Genomic DNA, 16,664 nt, shown 5'->3' with positions numbered 1-16,664 from the left:
TTTCCGACCAAACAGCATAATTAATTCCATAGCAATAACTTGCGTTCATTTTTGGCGTTTCAACTGCGGAAGAAGGGATATTTGTAAAGAATGTCAAGAGGTTTCTCTATTTTGGCCAATTTTTCTATTATCTCCAGCTGTTGCGCACCTTTTTGCCTGAAAAAGCCTGCCTGGCCTCTCTCATTTCTCCCGATGGATTACATCATCGTACGTCTCGCGGCGCACCGAGAGCCGCGCCTTTCCTTTTTTGACCATCACGAGCGCGGGGCGCGGGGCGCGGTTGTAATTGCTCGCCATCGCATAGCAGTAGGCGCCTGTCGAGAATACCGCAAGAATGTCGCCTGGCCGCGGGTCCGGCAGATCGATGTCCCGAATCAGAATATCGCCCGATTCGCAGTAGCGCCCCGCAATAGTAACGCGCCGCAGTTGGTTCGAAGCCGCTCCCAGCCCTGCGTCTGCCCTGCCGACAATTGCCGCATGGTACTTTGCCTCGTAGAGTGCTGGCCGGATATTGTCGCCCATACCGCCGTCCACTGCGACATAAGCCCGCACGCCGGGAATCTCCTTAACCGCGACGATTCGATACAGGGTGAGCCCCGCCTCGCCGACAATCCAGCGCCCCGGCTCGATGGCGCACGCAGGCAGAGGCAACTTTTCGCGCTCGCTCCATTCCCGCACCAGGGCAATCATCGGATCGACGAAATCGGAGAGCGCAGGCGCATTGTCTTCCGGCAAGTACCGGATTCCGAATCCGCCGCCCATGTCCAGTTCCTTCACCGCAAGCCCAAACTCGCGGACAAGACGCGCCGCAAAATCGAGCACAATGCGCAAAGCAGCCAGATGCGAGGAATTCTCCATAAGTTGCGAGCCCACATGGAAATGAAGACCCGCAAACTCGACATGGGGACATTCCCGAAGCGCTGCTACATACCTCGCGGTCTCTGACGCCTCAAGCGGAATACCGAACTTCGAGTCGAGGCTTCCTGTAGAAATAAATCGATGCGTATGGCTGTCCACGCCCGGCGTGACTCGAAAAAGAATTGTCTGTGCGATGCCTGCGTGCGCAGCCTCGCGCTCGATACGATAGATTTCTTCGAGGTTATCGACTACCAGCCGCCCGACTCCAGATTGGACTGCATAGCTGATTTCTTCGTCTGTCTTTGCGTTTCCATGAAAAATAATCTCGCTAGCGGGGATGCCCGCCTTGAGCGCCGCATACAACTCGCCGCCGGAGACGACATCCACGCCAAGCCCTTCATCCTTGATAATGCGCAGCATATCGAGAGTCTGGAAGGCTTTGCTCGCATAGTAGGCTCGCGTTCCGGGATATCGCGCAAGGAATGCACTTCGTAATTCTGCGCAGCGCTGGCGGATAAGCGCTTCGGACATGACATAGAGGGGCGTGTCGAATTCCTTTGCAAGAGCAGCCAGGTCCGCGCCATCGAACAGCCAGCGTGCGTCATCGGCGACAATGCCTTCAGGGAAATGTGTCGTTACCATTCTCTGCCCCTTCGCGTGCAAAATGCGCTGCATTTGCGAACTCTGCGGATAGCTGCCACTATACCCTGCGGCGCCTTCTGGCTACAATACCCGCATGGCTCAACCCTTAATCGGCATAACCAGTTTTGCGGACCGCGCGCGCCAGCCCGCGCCCTATATTTCGCTGAAAGAATCGTATGTGCGCGCTATTGAAGCTGCGGGCGGCGTTCCAGTGATTTTGCCAGTTGCGGATGCTGTGCAGGCTTGCGCGATTATACCCCGCCTCGACGGGATTCTTTTTTCCGGCGGCGGCGATATCGCGCCCTGGTACTTCGGACAGGAACCATTACCTGGACTTGGCAGCTATGACACACACCGCGACGAGTGGGAAATCGAGCTCTGCAATGCTGCATGGGATGCAAAGCTACCGATGCTCGGCATCTGCCGAGGCTGCCAGCTTATGAATGTGGCCCGGGGCGGAACGCTCATTCAGGATATAGAGAGGACGAAACCAGATGCACTGCAGCATAATCCGGCAGTTCCGCACGACGAGTTATGCCATGACATCGCTATCGAAAAAGAGAGCGCGCTCGCGAAGCTCTTCGGAACAGGGCGCCTGCGGGTGAACAGTTTTCATCATCAAGCTGTGGAAAGGGCCGCCTGCGATTTTGCAGTAACCGCGCGAAGCTCTGACGGAATCGTCGAGGCGATGGAAGCGAAGGACGGGCGTTTTGCGCTCGCGCTGCAGTTTCACCCGGAAGGGCTTTTTATGCGGTATCCCGATTTCTTGGCGCCATTCGAAGCGCTCACACGCGCTGCAGCAGCAAGGCTCAGCTCTTTGCGATCGTAATGGTGATAGTATCGGTATAGGTGACCCGCCTTCGAGCCAGTTGGTGGTCGCTGACAGAAAGCCAAGAATTATTCGCTAGAACTGATTGATACAGATAGTAAGCAAATCGCTGTAGACGCCTTGCGTCAGATTGGGATCTTTCGATCTGAGGATAATGATAAGGGGCAGTTCCAGCCCGGATTTTAGCGTCGCAGATTGGGCATTGCTGATCCAGATGTCTTGCAGGGTTTCGAAATTCGTGCTGAGTGACCCCAATGCAAACTCGTATAATATTTTCTCTTCAGGGTTATAGGAATTGACTAGAAAACCGGAATTCTTCGACTCGATTATTATCGACCAGCTTGTCGAACTGCTGACGACAATATTCCCTGCATTGAAGGGATTTTTTTGAAAATTTTTGCGGCCTTAAAAAAAATAATCGCTGAAAATATAATCAAATATCGAGAAGCCACCTCATTGCAGTTGAAGCTTGCAGCGCAACGCCAATTGGTAGACAGCTTTCGTCGATATCGAAATCGGGCGAGTGGAGCGCAGCAGTTGCGCCAGCAGAAATTGAGCCAACAGAGTCTGCAGCGAGAGGCGGGTGTTTTCCGCATCCAAGATGCCAGAATGCACCGGGGCGTTCCCTGAGATAGTAGGCAAAGTCCTCAACACCCAAGGTGGGCTTCTGGCGAAGATGCACATTCGGTGCACCCAAAACTTGAATTGCTGTCTGGCGGACAAACTCAGTCGCAGCTTCATCGTTGACGAGCACCGGATAGCTCGGGCTGATATGCACTTCGCTGGAGGCGCCATAGGCCGCGGCGGTGTGGGCGCAGACTTCTTCAACGCTGGCTCCGATGAACTTGCGCACTTGCTCGGAAAGGGTGCGGATGGTGCCGGTAAGCACAACCTCACTGGCAATAATATTGCTGCGAGTGCCGCCCTGGATTTTGCCTATTGTGATGACTGCACTGTCGAGCGCGGAAATAGAGCGCGACACGATGGTCTGCAGCATCTGCACAACCGCCGAAGCCGCAACAATCGCATCGATTCCCTGCTCGGGGTACGCTGCATGGGAACTTTTGCCTTTTATCCTGATTTCGAGATTGTCGGATGCACCGTAGAACGGACCGGGCTTGACTTCGATCTGGCCAGCAGGAAGTTCAGGAATGACATGGAGGCCGAGCACAAAATCCACATGGGGGTTTTCAAGGCAGCCGGCTTCGATCATGGGCTTGGCGCCGCCGGTTGTTTCCTCTGCCGGCTGAAAAAGAAACTTGACCGACCCTGAAAATTCGTGCCGGCGCCTGGCAAGCAGTTTTGCCGCACCAAGAGCTATGGTCATATGTGCATCATGCCCGCATGCGTGCATATAGCCTGGGTGCTGCGATGCATAGGGACGATCCTGAGGTTCTTCAATGGGGAGCGCATCCATGTCAGCGCGGAGGGCAATACAGCGGCCAGAACGTGCACCTTCCAAAAGGCCGACGACGCCTGTGCCAATGCGCGTATAGGGAATACCAAGTGCATCGAGCTGTGCGCAGATTGCCTGGGAGGTTTTGATTTCTTCGTTGCCAGGTTCGGGGATGCGGTGCAGAGTCCGACGGGTATCGATGAGCCAATCCTGCATGGCAAGTGCTTCTTTTAACAGGTTTTCCATAGTGAATTCCTTTTCAGTGTCGGGCATACGCAGCTGAATACAGAGCCGGGGCAAGCAGTGCGTCAAAAGTGCGGACAGCCGGGCCCGTCATTCTGATATTTTCTTCTCGCATATCGATTTCGAGTACGCCGCCGGGCATATGGACAGCGACTTGGTCGTCGACGAGCCCGAGATGCTTCGCCGCCGCCGCTGCTGCGCATGAAGAGGAGCCGCTGGCGAGCGTGTAGCCTGCGCCTCTCTCCCAGATTTCGATGCGTATGTTTTCTCTGTCGAGAACTTCGAGAAATTGCACATTGGTACGATTCGGGAAATCGGGATGGTGCTCGATAATCGGGCCGATGCGGCGGGCAAGCTCAGGAGAGGGGCGCGAGCCCAACAGCACACAATGCGGGTTTCCCATGGAGACGCTGACAGCGCGAAACTCGATACCATCGATCAAAAAGGTGAGTCTGTTAGAAAGAATTTCGGGAGCGCCCATTGCGACGGTTATGCGGCGCTCGGGCCCCTCACCAGGAAGGACGGTGCATGCCACTTTTCCGCCTTTTGTCTGCACTTCGAACGGGGCGAAGCCCACGCGGCCGCTCTCATGCAGGTAGAGCGAGAATATTCTCAAGCCATTGCCCGATTTTTCAGCCTCTGAGCCGTCGGGGTTGAAAATGCGCAGAAAAAATGGGGGGCTTGTGCGCGCCACTCTCGATTCGTTGTCGGCTTCGGCTAGTGTTTCTCCATCAACTCGCCATATGCCGCCTTCGAACGATGCGAGAGGACCATAGAGAATACCGTCGGAGCCGACGCCGCGATTTCGATCACAGAGCGCGCGAATTGCCTCTTCGTTCAGCGAAACATCGAATTCCGCGGGGTCAATCACGAGATAATCATTCCCAAGTGCATTATATTTGTGCGTATGGAAGCCTTCAGGAATACTGCGATCCACCATTCATGCTCTCCTCTGCTAACATCATATGCGGCAAATAATTCCGGCGCTGCTCGATCTCGGCTCGCCGCTTTCTCCGCCCGTGTGGTTCACGAATCCTGCGCAGGCTCGTCGAAATGCACGCGGGGCACGCGCTTTGATACCATACATGCGACTTCGTAGTCGATAGTACCCAGCAAGCCCGATATTTCAGAAACAGGCAGATCCCGTCCGCCAAATACGATTACTTCATCGCCTGCGCGGGCGCCTGGAATGCCCGTAAGATCGATCATTGTCATATCCATGCATACGCGCCCCACAACCGGCGAGCACATGCCCCGTACCAGCACAGAAGCTCGGTTCGAAAGCGCTCTTGGATAGCCATCCGCATACCCAATGGGCAAAACACCGATGCGGCTTCGCCGCTCGGTGCTGAAGGTGCGTCCATAGCTTATACTCTCCCCTGCCGGAACTTCGCGCACATGCACAATGCTCGTGGTGAGCGTCATAGCGGGAGCAAAGCCTTCCGGCAATGCGATTCCCGGCGCAGGGCTGAGGCCGTAAAGGAGAATACCCGGGCGAACCATGTCGAGCCTTGTTTCAGGATGAAAGAGAAGCGCGGCGCTGTTCGCGATATGCCTGTATTTGGGGACTATGCCGGCCTCGGCAAAGGCCGCGAGCGCCTCGTTGAAGCGGCCGAGCTGCAGCCGAGTAAAGGAAGGATCCGGATTGTCCGCATCGGCAAAGTGGGAATAGATGCCTTCCACCGCAATTTCTGGATAATCGGAAAGGAGTCCTGCAAAAGCGCGCGCTTTGGTCCAAGAAAGGCCCTGGCGGTTCATGCCGGTATCGATTTTTATGTGGGCTTTTGCTCGCTTTCCGAGGCTTTTTGCGGCAGATGCCAGAATTCGCACGTGTTCTTCGGTATAGGCAGTCTGGGCGCACCCCAGTCTAATGGCGATTGATGACCATGAGTGTTCGGGCACGCCAAATATAAGGAGAGGTGTCTGAATGCCCGACTCTCTCAGTTCCAGCGCTTCTTTGGCGAGCGCAACCGCAAGATAGGGAGCCCCCTCGCGTTCGAGCGCATGGGCAACAGCGAGCGCTCCATGCCCATACGCATCGGCCTTTATGACTGGACAGACAGCGCTTCCACCTGCAAGCTTGACAAGCTGGCGGTAATTCGAGCGAATCGCTGCAAGGTCTATCCACGCGGTCGTGCCACGATGATCCATTCGTCGTTATCCTTTCTCTATTTCTATCATGCGATCACTCGGCGCGTAAGTCTGTCCGGGCAAGAAGGGTTTCGGGGCGGACTGGTATCTCAAGATCCTTGTCCCATAAAAAGATATCGGCGAATTTGCCGACTTCCAGAGAGCCATATTCCTCCGCCTGCCCAAGGGCTTTTCTCGGCGTCAGGGACATCGCGCGAACAGCCTGCCAGAGCGGCACCTGCGCTTGCTCGACAAAATTCCGCACAATATCTATGCCAAGCCTGTTCGAGCCCATAAGCACATCGGTGTCGGCATATCGCACGCCGCGCTCGGAAGAGATTACCTCATGTCCATAATAGCGATAGCTCCCATGTACCATCCCGGCGCTGATCACTGCATCGGAAATGAGCACAAGCGAATCTGCAGAAACTGCGCGGGCAGCAAGCCTGAGGCAGGTCGCATTCACGTGTATCCCATCGCCATTCAGTTCAACAAAATCAGGATCTCCTGAAAATGCCAGGTTCGCAAGGCCGCCTTCCTTGTGGTCGACTCCGCTCATCGCATTGAAAAGGTGCGTGATGGAATAGGGATGGGCTGGAAGCTTGGCGGCGGGCAGCCTGGCATCGGAATGGCCGAGCGAGACGAGCGCACCTGCTTCTTGGAATATTCGATATACTGCTTCGATGCCATCGAGTTCCGGGGCAAGCGTGACGATTTTCAGGTGTCCGCCGGCAGCTTCAACAATCTTGCGCACAAAATCAGGTTCAGGAGCATGGATGCGCTCGGGATGGATACCGCCGCGCCGCGCTTTGTTGACAAAAGGTCCTTCGAGGTAGAGGCCGGGAAGCGTATATTCAGGAAGGCCACATCTTTCAATAGCGAGCGCAAGGTTTGCAACAGTCTCTTCATCCCACAGCAGCGTAGGGACAAAACAGCCTACGCCTTTTTGTTCAAGAAATGCGGCAGCGCTGACAAGGTCGGTCGGGCCTGCGAGCTTCTCGAAGCCCCACTCGCCGCAGCCATGGATGTGCATCTCGACAAGGGCGGGCATAACGTACGAATCGGGCATATGAAGAACAGGAGCCCCTGAAAAGGCCGAATCCTTTTTAGCGATATCGGCTGACCGCCCGCTGGCTTGAATATGAGCGATTTTTCCTTCCCGCACCGCAAGGGCAGCATGTGGCAAAATGCAATCGGGCAATACCAGGTCTGCACCTTCGATGATGTAGGTCTCGTGTGTATGGGAATCTGCCATTATGCAGTATTGTGGCGGGATGTGGTGTGAATGTAAAGCATGGCTCTTCGAATTATCGGAGTTGTATCATGGCACAAGGTTGGAAACACTACGAAGGAGATCCTTCCACGGGGAATCTGCGCGCACAAATACCGGAGGCTTCCCCATAGGCGCTTTGACAATGAGATCGCCGGCGAGCCGGGATTCCCATATTGGCTCGCCCGTCCAGAAATCAAGCCACACATCCCCAGGGAAATGGACAGTACGCTCTCGCGCTCCTTCGACTATGACCGGCGCAACAAGAAGATCAGCACCAAAAAGGTATTCATTATCGATAGTCCAGGCTTGCTCATCTTCGGGATAATGAAGGAACAGCGGCCGCATCACTGGCATGCCGCGAGCAGCATTTTCGGCCACGCACGCTTTCAGATAATCGGCAAGAAGCACATGAACACGCCCCATTCTAGCTAGATGGGCGAGCGTCTCCTCGTCGGAATCGAATTGCCAGTTTTCCGCAGGCCGGTTGCCTTCGTGCGTGCGCATTAATGGGCTGAATGCAGCTTGTTCCGCCCAACGCATAAAAAGCTCTTTTGTTCGCCGCATGCCGAAGAGCGTGGTGTAGCCGCCGATATCGCTGTGATGCAATCCATGGCCGGACATGGCCAGGCCGAGGGCAGCGCGAACCGCGCTTGGCAGCCCGTCATCGTTCGACCAGTCGACATTCTGATCCCCAGCCCACATCATAGGGCACCATCGCTGACTGCCAGTAAATCCTGCTCGCATGAAATAGAGCACTTCGCCCTCAGCTCCCGCAAGGCGCACTGCTTCGTTGTTGCAGCGTGCCCATAGCGCTGGCCAGAGGTTATGTGCAAGCAGCGCGGGCGTGCCGTCAAAGAGCACTGCATCGGTAGGCAAATATTCGCCGAAATCAGCCATCCATCCGCTTGCACCAAACTCGATAATATGACGCGCCAGCGCCTGGGCATACCAATAGAAGGCTTCGGGATTGGTCAGGTCGACGATGCCGGCATCGAATTCACCGAAATCGACATAATAATCTTCACCCTGGGCATTTTTAACAAGATATCCCTTGGCGGCAGCTTCTTCGCAGAGCGACCAGCCTTTACCGACATAGCAGTTGGCGTAGACGAGAAAGCGTACGCCTTCGGTTCGCCACGCTTTAATAGCTGCATCGAGGCTCGGATAACGCTCGGGGTTCCAGACCCAGTTCCACCGAAGCCGCTGGCCAAAACTCGTGATGTTGATCCCCTCCCAGTCCTGGGCCCATATGCCTGCTACAGGGACGCCGGCAGCCCGAGCTTTATCAAGCTTTTTCTGACACACCTCGGTGCCGCCTTGGATACCGAGAATCACTCCTTTATAAACCCATTCTGGCAGAAGCAGCTGGCGCCCGAAATACTCGGTAAGATCCTCGAGCACCGCCGGCATGCTTTCCGCTTGCCCGAACACAAGCGCCGCCGGCAGCTCCCAGCAAAGAACCTCATGGGCTGTTCCGCGCCTGAAATCGAAAACTGAATATGCCGAGCTGTCCATGTGCACCCAGTAGCGATCCGACGACACGAAAGTCGGTTGCGGGAAAAACGTCCACCAGTAATCGCCGCCCGCATGGTCGGCCAGATCCGCCTCGAGGGTTACGCGCGTGGACTTGTTGCGCCCCACACCCTGCTCGCTTGTCCAGATTGGAAATTTGCGTCCGCGCAGGTCGAAATACGAGAATTGTTCGCCGCAGCCGTACACGTGTTCTGCCGGCCGGGCTGGCAAGGAAAGGCGTACGCGAACTTCGCCTTCGAAAAGGGAATCGCGCGCCACAATTCCTGCCCGCGAAATATGAACCACAAGCCTGCCTTCGACAATTTCCGGGCGTATGGTAACCGCCCATCGTCCGCCTTCGGACCAGAGACGGACCAGCTCGCCATCTGCATCGAGATCCCACTGAGCAAGCGGATAGAGTTCGCGAATCTCATCCTCGATATCGAAATTGCCGTGGTGCATCGCAATCCGCGCTTCACCCCTCCCCATGAACAAAAAAGGGGCTGATTCGGAATGAGAAAGTACGAGGCGCTCATCCGCATAGAGCGAAAATCCATCGCTGCGCTTCACAAATGAAATTCTTTCTATCGGCATGCATCATTCCTTACTTAGTGCTGCGAACCTTGTGCCAGCCCGATTTCAACCCTTCACGCCGCCAGTAGTTATTCCCCTGATGAGGAATTTCTGCATGCCGAGTGTAAAGATGAACACGGGCACCAGCATAATTGTTCCCGCCGCACACGCCTGCCCCCAGGTCAACGTTTCGCCGCCCAACAGCCCGTTTATCGCTATTGGCGCTGTCTTTGCTTTGACACCTGTCAAAATGAGCGCATACATGAACTCGTTCCACGAATTCAGAAACGCAAAAACAGCTGCGACCACAAGCCCAGGCGCCACAATCGGCAGAAAAATCTTGAAGAATACTCCTTGCCGCGTGCAGCCATCCACCATCGCCGCTTCCTCGTATGCCTTGTCCACTGCGGTAAAAAATGGCAGCAAGAGCCAGATGACATATGGCACATTGAAACTCGTATGCGCCAGTGTGATACCACTGATTGTATCCCTCAAACCCACAGCCGAAAACATGAGATACAGCGATATGACAAGCGAAATCTGCGGCAGCATTCGGAAGACAAGAAAGCTGTAAGCAAGCCCGTTGCGCCCTTTGAAATGGAATCGAGCAATACCATACGAGGCCATCGCGCCGATCAGCACCGAAATGGCTGTCGACAAAAGGCCTACGATAATCGAGTTTTGCATGCCAAGCCGGAATCCGGCATTCTTGAGCACAAGCTCATAGCTGCGCAGCGTAAGCTGCTTGAGCTGGAAAGGCTGCCCCGAAAGGATATTGATATCACGCCTGAAGCCATTTATTACCGTAATTACGATCGGGTAGAGCTCAATTGCGAGCACCAGAAAAGCCACAATCGCAATAATTGTGTTCAAGATAATTTTTCGTGTTCGTTTTTTCAGCAAACTTTTCATCATGCACCCGCCTTTTCTTCGAGGACATCGAGCGACATGTTCTTGCGCACCAATGTCAGAGCGAACACGATCGAAATGACAAGAAGGAATATGGCCATAGCGCTCGCCATACCGACCTTCTGGTAGCCGAAAGCCTGCCTTTGGGTATAGAGCGAGAACAGCATGGTCGCGGAACCGGGGCCGCCCTCGGTCATCACATACACTTCGCTGAAAACGCGGAGCGCATCAATAATGCGCAGGAGCACCGCGGTGAGAATTGTCGGAGTCAAGAGAGGAATTGTCAGGGAACGCAACTTGAGCCAGAAGCCAGCTCCGTCGATTTCGGCAGCTTCCATAAGCTCCTGGGGAATCGAGGTGAGAGCTGCGTAGAGAAGCATGAACATGAATGGCCACATGCGCCAGATATCCTGCACAATGATGGCCGCATATGCTGTCGCGGGATTGCCAAGCCACGTGATTTCAGGAGCGCCCAACTTGAGCAGCAGCGCGTTAAGCGGCCCATAGCGCGGCTGCAACATGAATCGCCATGTCATGCCCGACAGAATCGGCAAAAAAAAGACAGGCAGAAGCAGCAGACTGCGCACCACCCTCGCGCCAAAGAATTCCCTGTTCAAAAGGAGTGCCGCAGCGAACCCGAACAAGAGCTCAATTGGTATTGCGATAAAAATAAAGCCGAGCTGCAGCTTGAGGCTGTTCCAGAATTCAGGGTCCTGCGTGAGCGCAGCATAATTGCCCAAACCGACGAAGTGCCGCACGCCCGCCCCTTGCGAGAGCGGCCAATTATAGGTCGAAACAAAGAGCGAAAAAATGATCGGAAAGATGAGTACTGCAAAAACGACAATAATTGCGGGAGCCAGAAACAGGAAAGGCGCGCGCCCGCGCGCCTTTCCTGCCTGCCCTTGAGCCCGGGGAAGCTCAGTAGCCGGCTTTCTTGAGAACATCTTTTGTCTCATCGATAATTTTCTGCATTGCATCATCACAGGGCATCTGCCCGGTGATTCCCATGATCCAGTATTTCTTTACAATATCCTGAACTTGAGCCACTTCATTGAAGCGGGGACGGGCCGCAGCATATTTCATCGAGTCTGCAATTGCGGCGAGCCATGGTTTTGTCTTCGCAAAACGCGGATCGGTCAGTGCATCGGTGCGTGCTGGAACCGTGTTTTTCTCGACAAGCCAGGTTGCAATATCTTTCGAAGCCCACCAGTATACGAACTCGGCTGCTGCATCTTTATTTTTCGAGGCTAGAGGAATATTGACCGCCCATGTGCCGCGGATTGCAAATCTTCCGGCTGGGCCGGCAGGCGGCGCGCTGTAGACGATTTTCCCGGCTACGAGGGATTTGTCCGGGTCCTCATAGCTTGCGATCTGGGCCGGCCATATAAACTGCGTAAACACACCTTTGGGGTCCGCGGCGAATGCTGCCTGCCGCTCAACGTGTGCCATGGTTTCAGCGCCCTTGGGGGAAATCTTCATGAGTTTCTTGTAGAACTCCATGCCCTGGACCGCTTTTGCCTTGTCGACGACGAGCGTTGGTTTGCCCTTGACCCATTCGATGAAGTGCGTGCCATAGGATTCCCACATGAAAATCGCTTCGCCGAATACTCCAGCTGGGCCGCCGTTGAATGGTCCGAATCCGCCGGATACAATGCCGTTTTCGTAGAAATACGTGCCCTCGTCGAGCATCTGCTGGAAGGTCTGCGGCACGCCAAGGTCATAGCCATATTTCGCTTTGAAATCGGCTTTGTATTTCGGGTTTTCGATGAGATCCTTGCGGGTCATCCATACATACAGGTTGCCGTTAATGGGAAGGCCGATGAGCTTGCCATCCCATTGCGCGACATCGAGCATAGCCGGTGTTACGGTGTTCGGATCGACTTTCTTGAATACCTTGCCAGGCGCCCACTGATCGTATGGCAGCATGAGCGAGGCAAACAGAGGAATATTGCCTTCGTCAACGCACACAAGGTCATAATCCGTGCGATCCTTGCTGACGCTAACCGAAGTCTTGGTGAACACCTGCGGCGGTTGCAGTATTTCAATGTTCACCTTGATGCCCGTCGCTTTCTCGAACTCGGGAATCCTTTCCATTAGAGTGCGGGGATAGGCATCATCCCAGAACAGCACGTTAATGGTCTGGGCTGAAACCATACTCGCAAATGCAAGAGCGAATACCAAAACTATCAATGCCTTTTTCATCGAGGCCTCCTTGGGTTTTATTTTCCCAATGAAAGTAAATCATGAGGAGCGCACTCTGTCAAGAAAGAATTTGCAATTTTCATAATGACCAAAACGCTGTTTTCGTTTACTATCGAAGCATGATTGAACATGACACACCAGACCCTTCCCGACTCCGGTTTATTGCGATGGACATGGATGGGACCATCCTCGACGACGGGTATCAGCTTTCCGCGCATGTCGCCCAGACGCTGCGGGCCCTGCAGAATAAGGGCAAAAAGCTCATCATCGCAACAGGCAGGATCTACGCATCCGCCCATGAGTTCCTTCAAGGAGCATTCGAACCCGATGGATTCGTCTGCACGAATGGTGCTGACATCTATGGGCCAAACGGCGTGCGTATCGCTTCTCACCATATTCCTGCGGAGGCCATGCCCGCGCTGATCGATGCGAGCAGGCGGCATTCTGCGCTTGTATGTTGCTATATCGGTGATAATTGGATCTATGAGCGGTATTCGGATATGGTTGCATTCTATGAACAGCGTTCCGGAATGAAGGGAATCCAGAGAAGCTTCGATTCGCTTTCAGGAGAGGATATACTGAAGTTTCTGGCCATAGGTCCGCATGAGGAACTCCTCGCCATTCGGGAAAAAATTGCGCAAAAAGCAAGCCGCCTGCTCGAGACAGTATTTTCGCACAGCACCATGCTGGAAATCATGGCTGGCGGGGTCAGCAAGCGCCGGGGACTCGAAGAATGCCTTGAGTATTTCGGCGGCACCATGGAAGAGACGATTGCCTTTGGCGATGCGGAGAATGATCTTGAAATGCTCAAAGCTGTGGGAGTCGGCGTCGCAATGGGCAACGCGCATGCTTCGATTCAGGCTGAAGTGCCGCATGTGACTGAATCAGTCGATGAAGATGGCGTTGCGCGCTTTCTCGAGCGGCTTTTCGGGATTTGATGCAACTTGATCCATTGTGATGCAATGCAGCCCCGCGCGGAATTGGGCTGTTCTGTGCACGGCGCCTGATGGTGGGCATGATCAGTCCCGCGCGGAATTGAGCTGCTCCGGGCGCGCCGCATTTTGCTCATCTTTTAGAATATTGCGTATCCTTGACGCCTGTGCGCTCGGCAGCTAAAATCATGTTTCGAAATGCCGGGGTGGTGGAATTGGTAGACACCAGGGACTTAAAATCCCTTGCTGCTCACGCGGCGTGCCGGTTCGAGACCGGTCCCCGGCAAGATATTTGCTTCACCCGGCAATCAATGCTTTAAAGGCTTCCTCCAATGCATCATCCGCACGATGCCATTTGCTTTTTACTGAAATTATATTTTTCTCCATATCCCCCAGCATTTCTTCAGCTCTGGCATAGACTGCTTTTATCCCTTCGTGTGAGGGCCCGCCTGGTGTTTTGCGGACTTGTATGAACGTCCCCAGATCCAGTATTTCCTCAATGCGACTATTCGAAAGATCCAGCGCCTGCATTGTCTCTTTGAAGAAACTATCTCTGAGCGTCTGGATGTCATATCCGCTTGCGACATATTCCGCACAAATATGATGCGCTTTTCTGAATCCTATGCCATAGATTCTCACTAATGAATCAGCAAGCTCAGTTGTCGTAACGCCGAATTGCCGGCATATCTCCCTTGCCCTTGCAGGATCGCTCTTCATTTTGAGCACGGATTCTTGCAAGAGATCGATAACCGATGTGCTTTCATGTATTGTTTCGATCAACTTGCTGATGATCATGTCCGCATTTTCATTGACATCCTGATATGGAACATTGAGAAAGGAATGAGCAACAGCATCGCATGCTCCAGCAACCATTTCTGCCTGGATCCGGATATGCTCAAGGATTACAGGATTTCTTTTTTGCGGCATTATCGAGGAAACCTGAACTAGGTCATCCGGGAATCGATAGAGCCCGACTTCAGATGAAGCCTTATGCAGCAGATCAGCTGCAAACCTGCCTATATCGATCATCAAGTTTCTTATTGTGGATGCAGCATTCACTAGCCAGTGAGACGTTGAAACTGCCTGGTACGTATTTGGAATATAATTTTCAAAACCAAGCAAATCCGACACATACTGCCTATCGACAGGGAACCCGGATCCCGTAATCGCGCATGCGCCCATGGTCGACTGATTGACATCTGCAAGAGCTTGGACAATCCATTTCATATCCCCTATCGTTTCCATCAGGAAAGACGAAAGATAGTGCGCAGTTGTCGAAGGATTGGCTGGTTGGCCATGAGTAAAGAGAACTGTCAATTCATTTTCGCCTTGCAAGCAGCGCGCGAGCAAGGCCTTGGAAAATACCTGGAGTCTCTCTATAAGAACTGCAAGTTCTTCACGAAGCACCAGTCGAAAAATAGTTGTATCCATATCATTGCGACTGCGTGCTGTATGGAGCCATGCGGCATTTTCATCGCCAATTTGCTGGCCAAGTGCTTTTTCAAAAAGGAAATACAAATCTTCGACACCTTCTGGTATATGTCCGGGGGCAGAGAATTCATGCTCGAGATATGCAATCCCTCCTGCAATTTCTTTTGCTTTATCTTTGGAAATGATGCCTGTTTCATAGAGCATGCAAAGATGCGCTTTATGGACTTTCAAGGATGCGGCATAAAAATTGGCCTTCCAGTTTCTATACGCAGGATCGAGAACATTTTCGACATAGACCTGTGAAAATTTCTTATCTGCCATACAAGGGTGCCTTTATAAGTGTTCCATTTTCAATAAATACACAATATTGCGATATAAAACCATATCTTTCTCGTCTTCGCTGTAACCTACATCGGACATGGCCCTATTCTGTGCTTTCAGATAGTCGATCGTAAAACCTCGGGGAAACCACGAAGAATCCGTTCCGAAAATTATGCGCGAAGCACCGATTGTCTCATGGAATTTCCGAAAAAGAGATTCCAGCGTTACATCAAATGGCATCCAGCGCATCCATTGGTTCGAACCTGAAGTATCGATATAGACATTCGGGCAAGCCCAGCACAAATTCAGCGTTTCAAAAAGATAGCCTGTGCCGAAATGCGGCACAATAATTGGCATATCCGGAAAGCGCTTTGCAACATCATGAATCGCCAGAGGATTGATATTCACATGCGATGCGATTCCCCCCGCTGCACCCATGATGCCAAAATGAATAAGCACCGGAATTTCATGAGATTGCGCTACTTCCCAAATCGGATCGAAGCGCTTATCTGAGAGGGGAGTGTCCACTTTTGGACCGAGAATTTTGTATCCACACAAATGTTGCTCAGTCAAAGCCTTTTCAAGACGTTCAGCTGCATCTGACAGCATCGGATCATGGTGTGCGTAAGCGCGAAATTGATTCGGGTGCCTCGCAACCAGCTCGGAGGCAAATTGGTTTGATCCCGCAGTAACGAATACAACCGCCTTGAGAAAATCATATCGGGAACACTCATTTGACCAACGCTTCTCTCCTTCTTCGAGAGAAATCTCTTCGGGCGCCGGAAACTGCCAGGCGGATTCCCAGCGCGCTTTTTCGTTCTCCATCCATTGCGCATGCTTATTTGCAGCGGGCTTCGCAGCGTCACTCGGGCTCGATTTTGTCCTTCCCGAGGTATAGCCTGTTCCTTTCCCCGGTGCGCTCACCTCAAAGGGATCGCCATTATCGATAATCCAATTTTCAGGAAAATGAACATGAGAATCAATAACGCGCATTTTCTCTCCTTGGAACTGCCTATCCTTTGAGGCCTGTCATCGCGATTCCTTTGACTATCTGCTTCTGGAAGATAAGAAATACGAAAATCAGGGGCGCCATAGCTACTGCAGCTCCAGTCATAATATAGTGCCAATCGCTACCTGCTTCCCCAGAGAAGTTTGCCAAACCAACTGGCAGCGTGAACATTCTCGGCTTGGACGCAGCAATGAGCGGCCACAGAAATGCATTCCAGTTCCCTATGAAATTGAATATTGCAAGCGTGGCCAGCGCTGGTGCGACAAGCGGCAATACCACCGTAATAAATATGCGCAATTCTCCGAGGCCATCCACTCGTGCAGCATCGTAACCGCAAATTTCTCCCCGTCCGCCAGGGCTTAAGAAAGTGAGTATCCTTGCTCCCTGAAAGGAGCGAAGGATGT

Annotated in this window: 15 protein-coding genes and 1 tRNA gene; 3 read left to right on the top strand and 13 right to left on the bottom strand. The window is 53.2% G+C overall.

Annotated features, from left to right (window positions below; genetic code table 11):
* Window positions 1-180: 180 nt before the first annotated feature.
* A complete protein-coding gene (lysA, locus tag GAP13_RS11280; protein WP_158908424.1) occupies window positions 181-1,500 on the bottom strand; it encodes a diaminopimelate decarboxylase in 1,320 nt (439 codons plus the stop codon).
* A 94-nt stretch (window positions 1,501-1,594) separates the two neighbouring features.
* Here lysA and GAP13_RS11275 point away from each other — a divergent pair, with 94 nt between their 5' ends.
* A complete protein-coding gene (locus GAP13_RS11275; RefSeq protein ID WP_158908423.1) occupies window positions 1,595-2,329 on the top strand; it encodes a gamma-glutamyl-gamma-aminobutyrate hydrolase family protein in 735 nt (244 codons plus the stop codon).
* A gap of 75 nt (window positions 2,330-2,404) precedes the next feature.
* Here GAP13_RS11275 and GAP13_RS11270 read toward each other — a convergent pair whose 3' ends face one another.
* The 9 genes from GAP13_RS11270 to GAP13_RS11230 all read right to left on the bottom strand — a co-directional run bounded on the left by GAP13_RS11270 (window position 2,405) and on the right by GAP13_RS11230 (window position 12,567).
* Window positions 2,405-2,584 carry a hypothetical protein gene (locus tag GAP13_RS11270; RefSeq protein WP_158908422.1) on the bottom strand — a complete coding sequence of 60 codons (180 nt, stop codon included), beginning with the start codon at window positions 2,582-2,584 and terminating at the stop codon, window positions 2,405-2,407.
* Between the two features lie 178 nt (window positions 2,585-2,762).
* Entirely contained in the window at window positions 2,763-3,998 is a 1,236-nt protein-coding gene (locus GAP13_RS11265; protein ID WP_222126211.1) for a M20 metallopeptidase family protein, read from the bottom strand.
* Window positions 3,985-4,908, bottom strand: a complete 924-nt coding sequence (gene dapF, locus GAP13_RS11260) for a diaminopimelate epimerase (protein WP_158908420.1) — start codon at window positions 4,906-4,908, stop codon at window positions 3,985-3,987. The genes GAP13_RS11265 and dapF overlap by 14 nt, the downstream gene beginning before the upstream one ends.
* An 86-nt stretch (window positions 4,909-4,994) precedes the next feature.
* A complete protein-coding gene (gene alr / locus GAP13_RS11255; protein ID WP_158908419.1) occupies window positions 4,995-6,119 on the bottom strand; it encodes an alanine racemase in 1,125 nt (374 codons plus the stop codon).
* Window positions 6,120-6,153: 34 nt separating this feature from the next.
* Entirely contained in the window at window positions 6,154-7,353 is a 1,200-nt protein-coding gene (locus GAP13_RS11250) for an N-acetylglucosamine-6-phosphate deacetylase (RefSeq protein ID WP_158908418.1), read from the bottom strand.
* Window positions 7,354-7,419: 66 nt separating this feature from the next.
* Entirely contained in the window at window positions 7,420-9,477 is a 2,058-nt protein-coding gene (locus GAP13_RS11245; protein ID WP_158908417.1) for an alpha-glucosidase, read from the bottom strand.
* 45 nt (window positions 9,478-9,522) lie between these two features.
* The gene (locus GAP13_RS11240; protein WP_222126210.1) at window positions 9,523-10,371 is read right to left on the bottom strand and encodes a carbohydrate ABC transporter permease; all 849 of its coding nucleotides are present in this window, start codon (window positions 10,369-10,371) and stop codon (window positions 9,523-9,525) included.
* Window positions 10,368-11,309 carry a carbohydrate ABC transporter permease gene (locus GAP13_RS11235; RefSeq protein WP_158908416.1) on the bottom strand — a complete coding sequence of 314 codons (942 nt, stop codon included), beginning with the start codon at window positions 11,307-11,309 and terminating at the stop codon, window positions 10,368-10,370. Before GAP13_RS11235 ends, GAP13_RS11240 begins: the two co-directional genes overlap by 4 nt.
* Window positions 11,284-12,567: an extracellular solute-binding protein gene (locus GAP13_RS11230; protein WP_158908415.1), complete on the bottom strand. Its 1,284-nt coding sequence runs from the start codon at window positions 12,565-12,567 to the stop codon at window positions 11,284-11,286. Before GAP13_RS11230 ends, GAP13_RS11235 begins: the two co-directional genes overlap by 26 nt.
* Before the next feature lie 119 nt (window positions 12,568-12,686).
* Between GAP13_RS11230 and GAP13_RS11225 the strand changes: the two genes are divergently transcribed.
* On the top strand, window positions 12,687-13,505 hold the full coding sequence (locus GAP13_RS11225) for an HAD family hydrolase (RefSeq protein ID WP_158908414.1): 819 nt from the start codon (window positions 12,687-12,689) through the stop codon (window positions 13,503-13,505).
* 194 nt (window positions 13,506-13,699) lie between these two features.
* A tRNA-Leu gene (locus tag GAP13_RS11220) sits at window positions 13,700-13,785 on the top strand.
* An 11-nt stretch (window positions 13,786-13,796) separates the two neighbouring features.
* On the opposite strand, the gene GAP13_RS11215 is transcribed toward GAP13_RS11220, so the two are convergent.
* From GAP13_RS11215 to GAP13_RS11205, 3 genes are all read right to left on the bottom strand, one after another.
* Complete coding sequence (locus GAP13_RS11215) at window positions 13,797-15,251, bottom strand: lyase family protein (protein ID WP_158908413.1); 1,455 nt, start codon at window positions 15,249-15,251, stop codon at window positions 13,797-13,799.
* A 12-nt stretch (window positions 15,252-15,263) separates the two neighbouring features.
* Entirely contained in the window at window positions 15,264-16,244 is a 981-nt protein-coding gene (locus GAP13_RS11210; protein WP_158908412.1) for an amidohydrolase family protein, read from the bottom strand.
* Window positions 16,245-16,263: 19 nt separating this feature from the next.
* A partial coding sequence (locus GAP13_RS11205; protein WP_158908411.1) for a carbohydrate ABC transporter permease occupies window positions 16,264-16,664 on the bottom strand: 401 nt, incomplete at its 5' end.

It is taken from the genome of Rectinema subterraneum, from assembly GCA_009768935.1.
GTDB lineage: Bacteria > Spirochaetota > Spirochaetia > Treponematales > Rectinemataceae > Rectinema > Rectinema subterraneum.
Note: the sequence above shows the minus strand (reverse complement) of the source record. Positions and strands in the feature narration are given on the sequence as shown.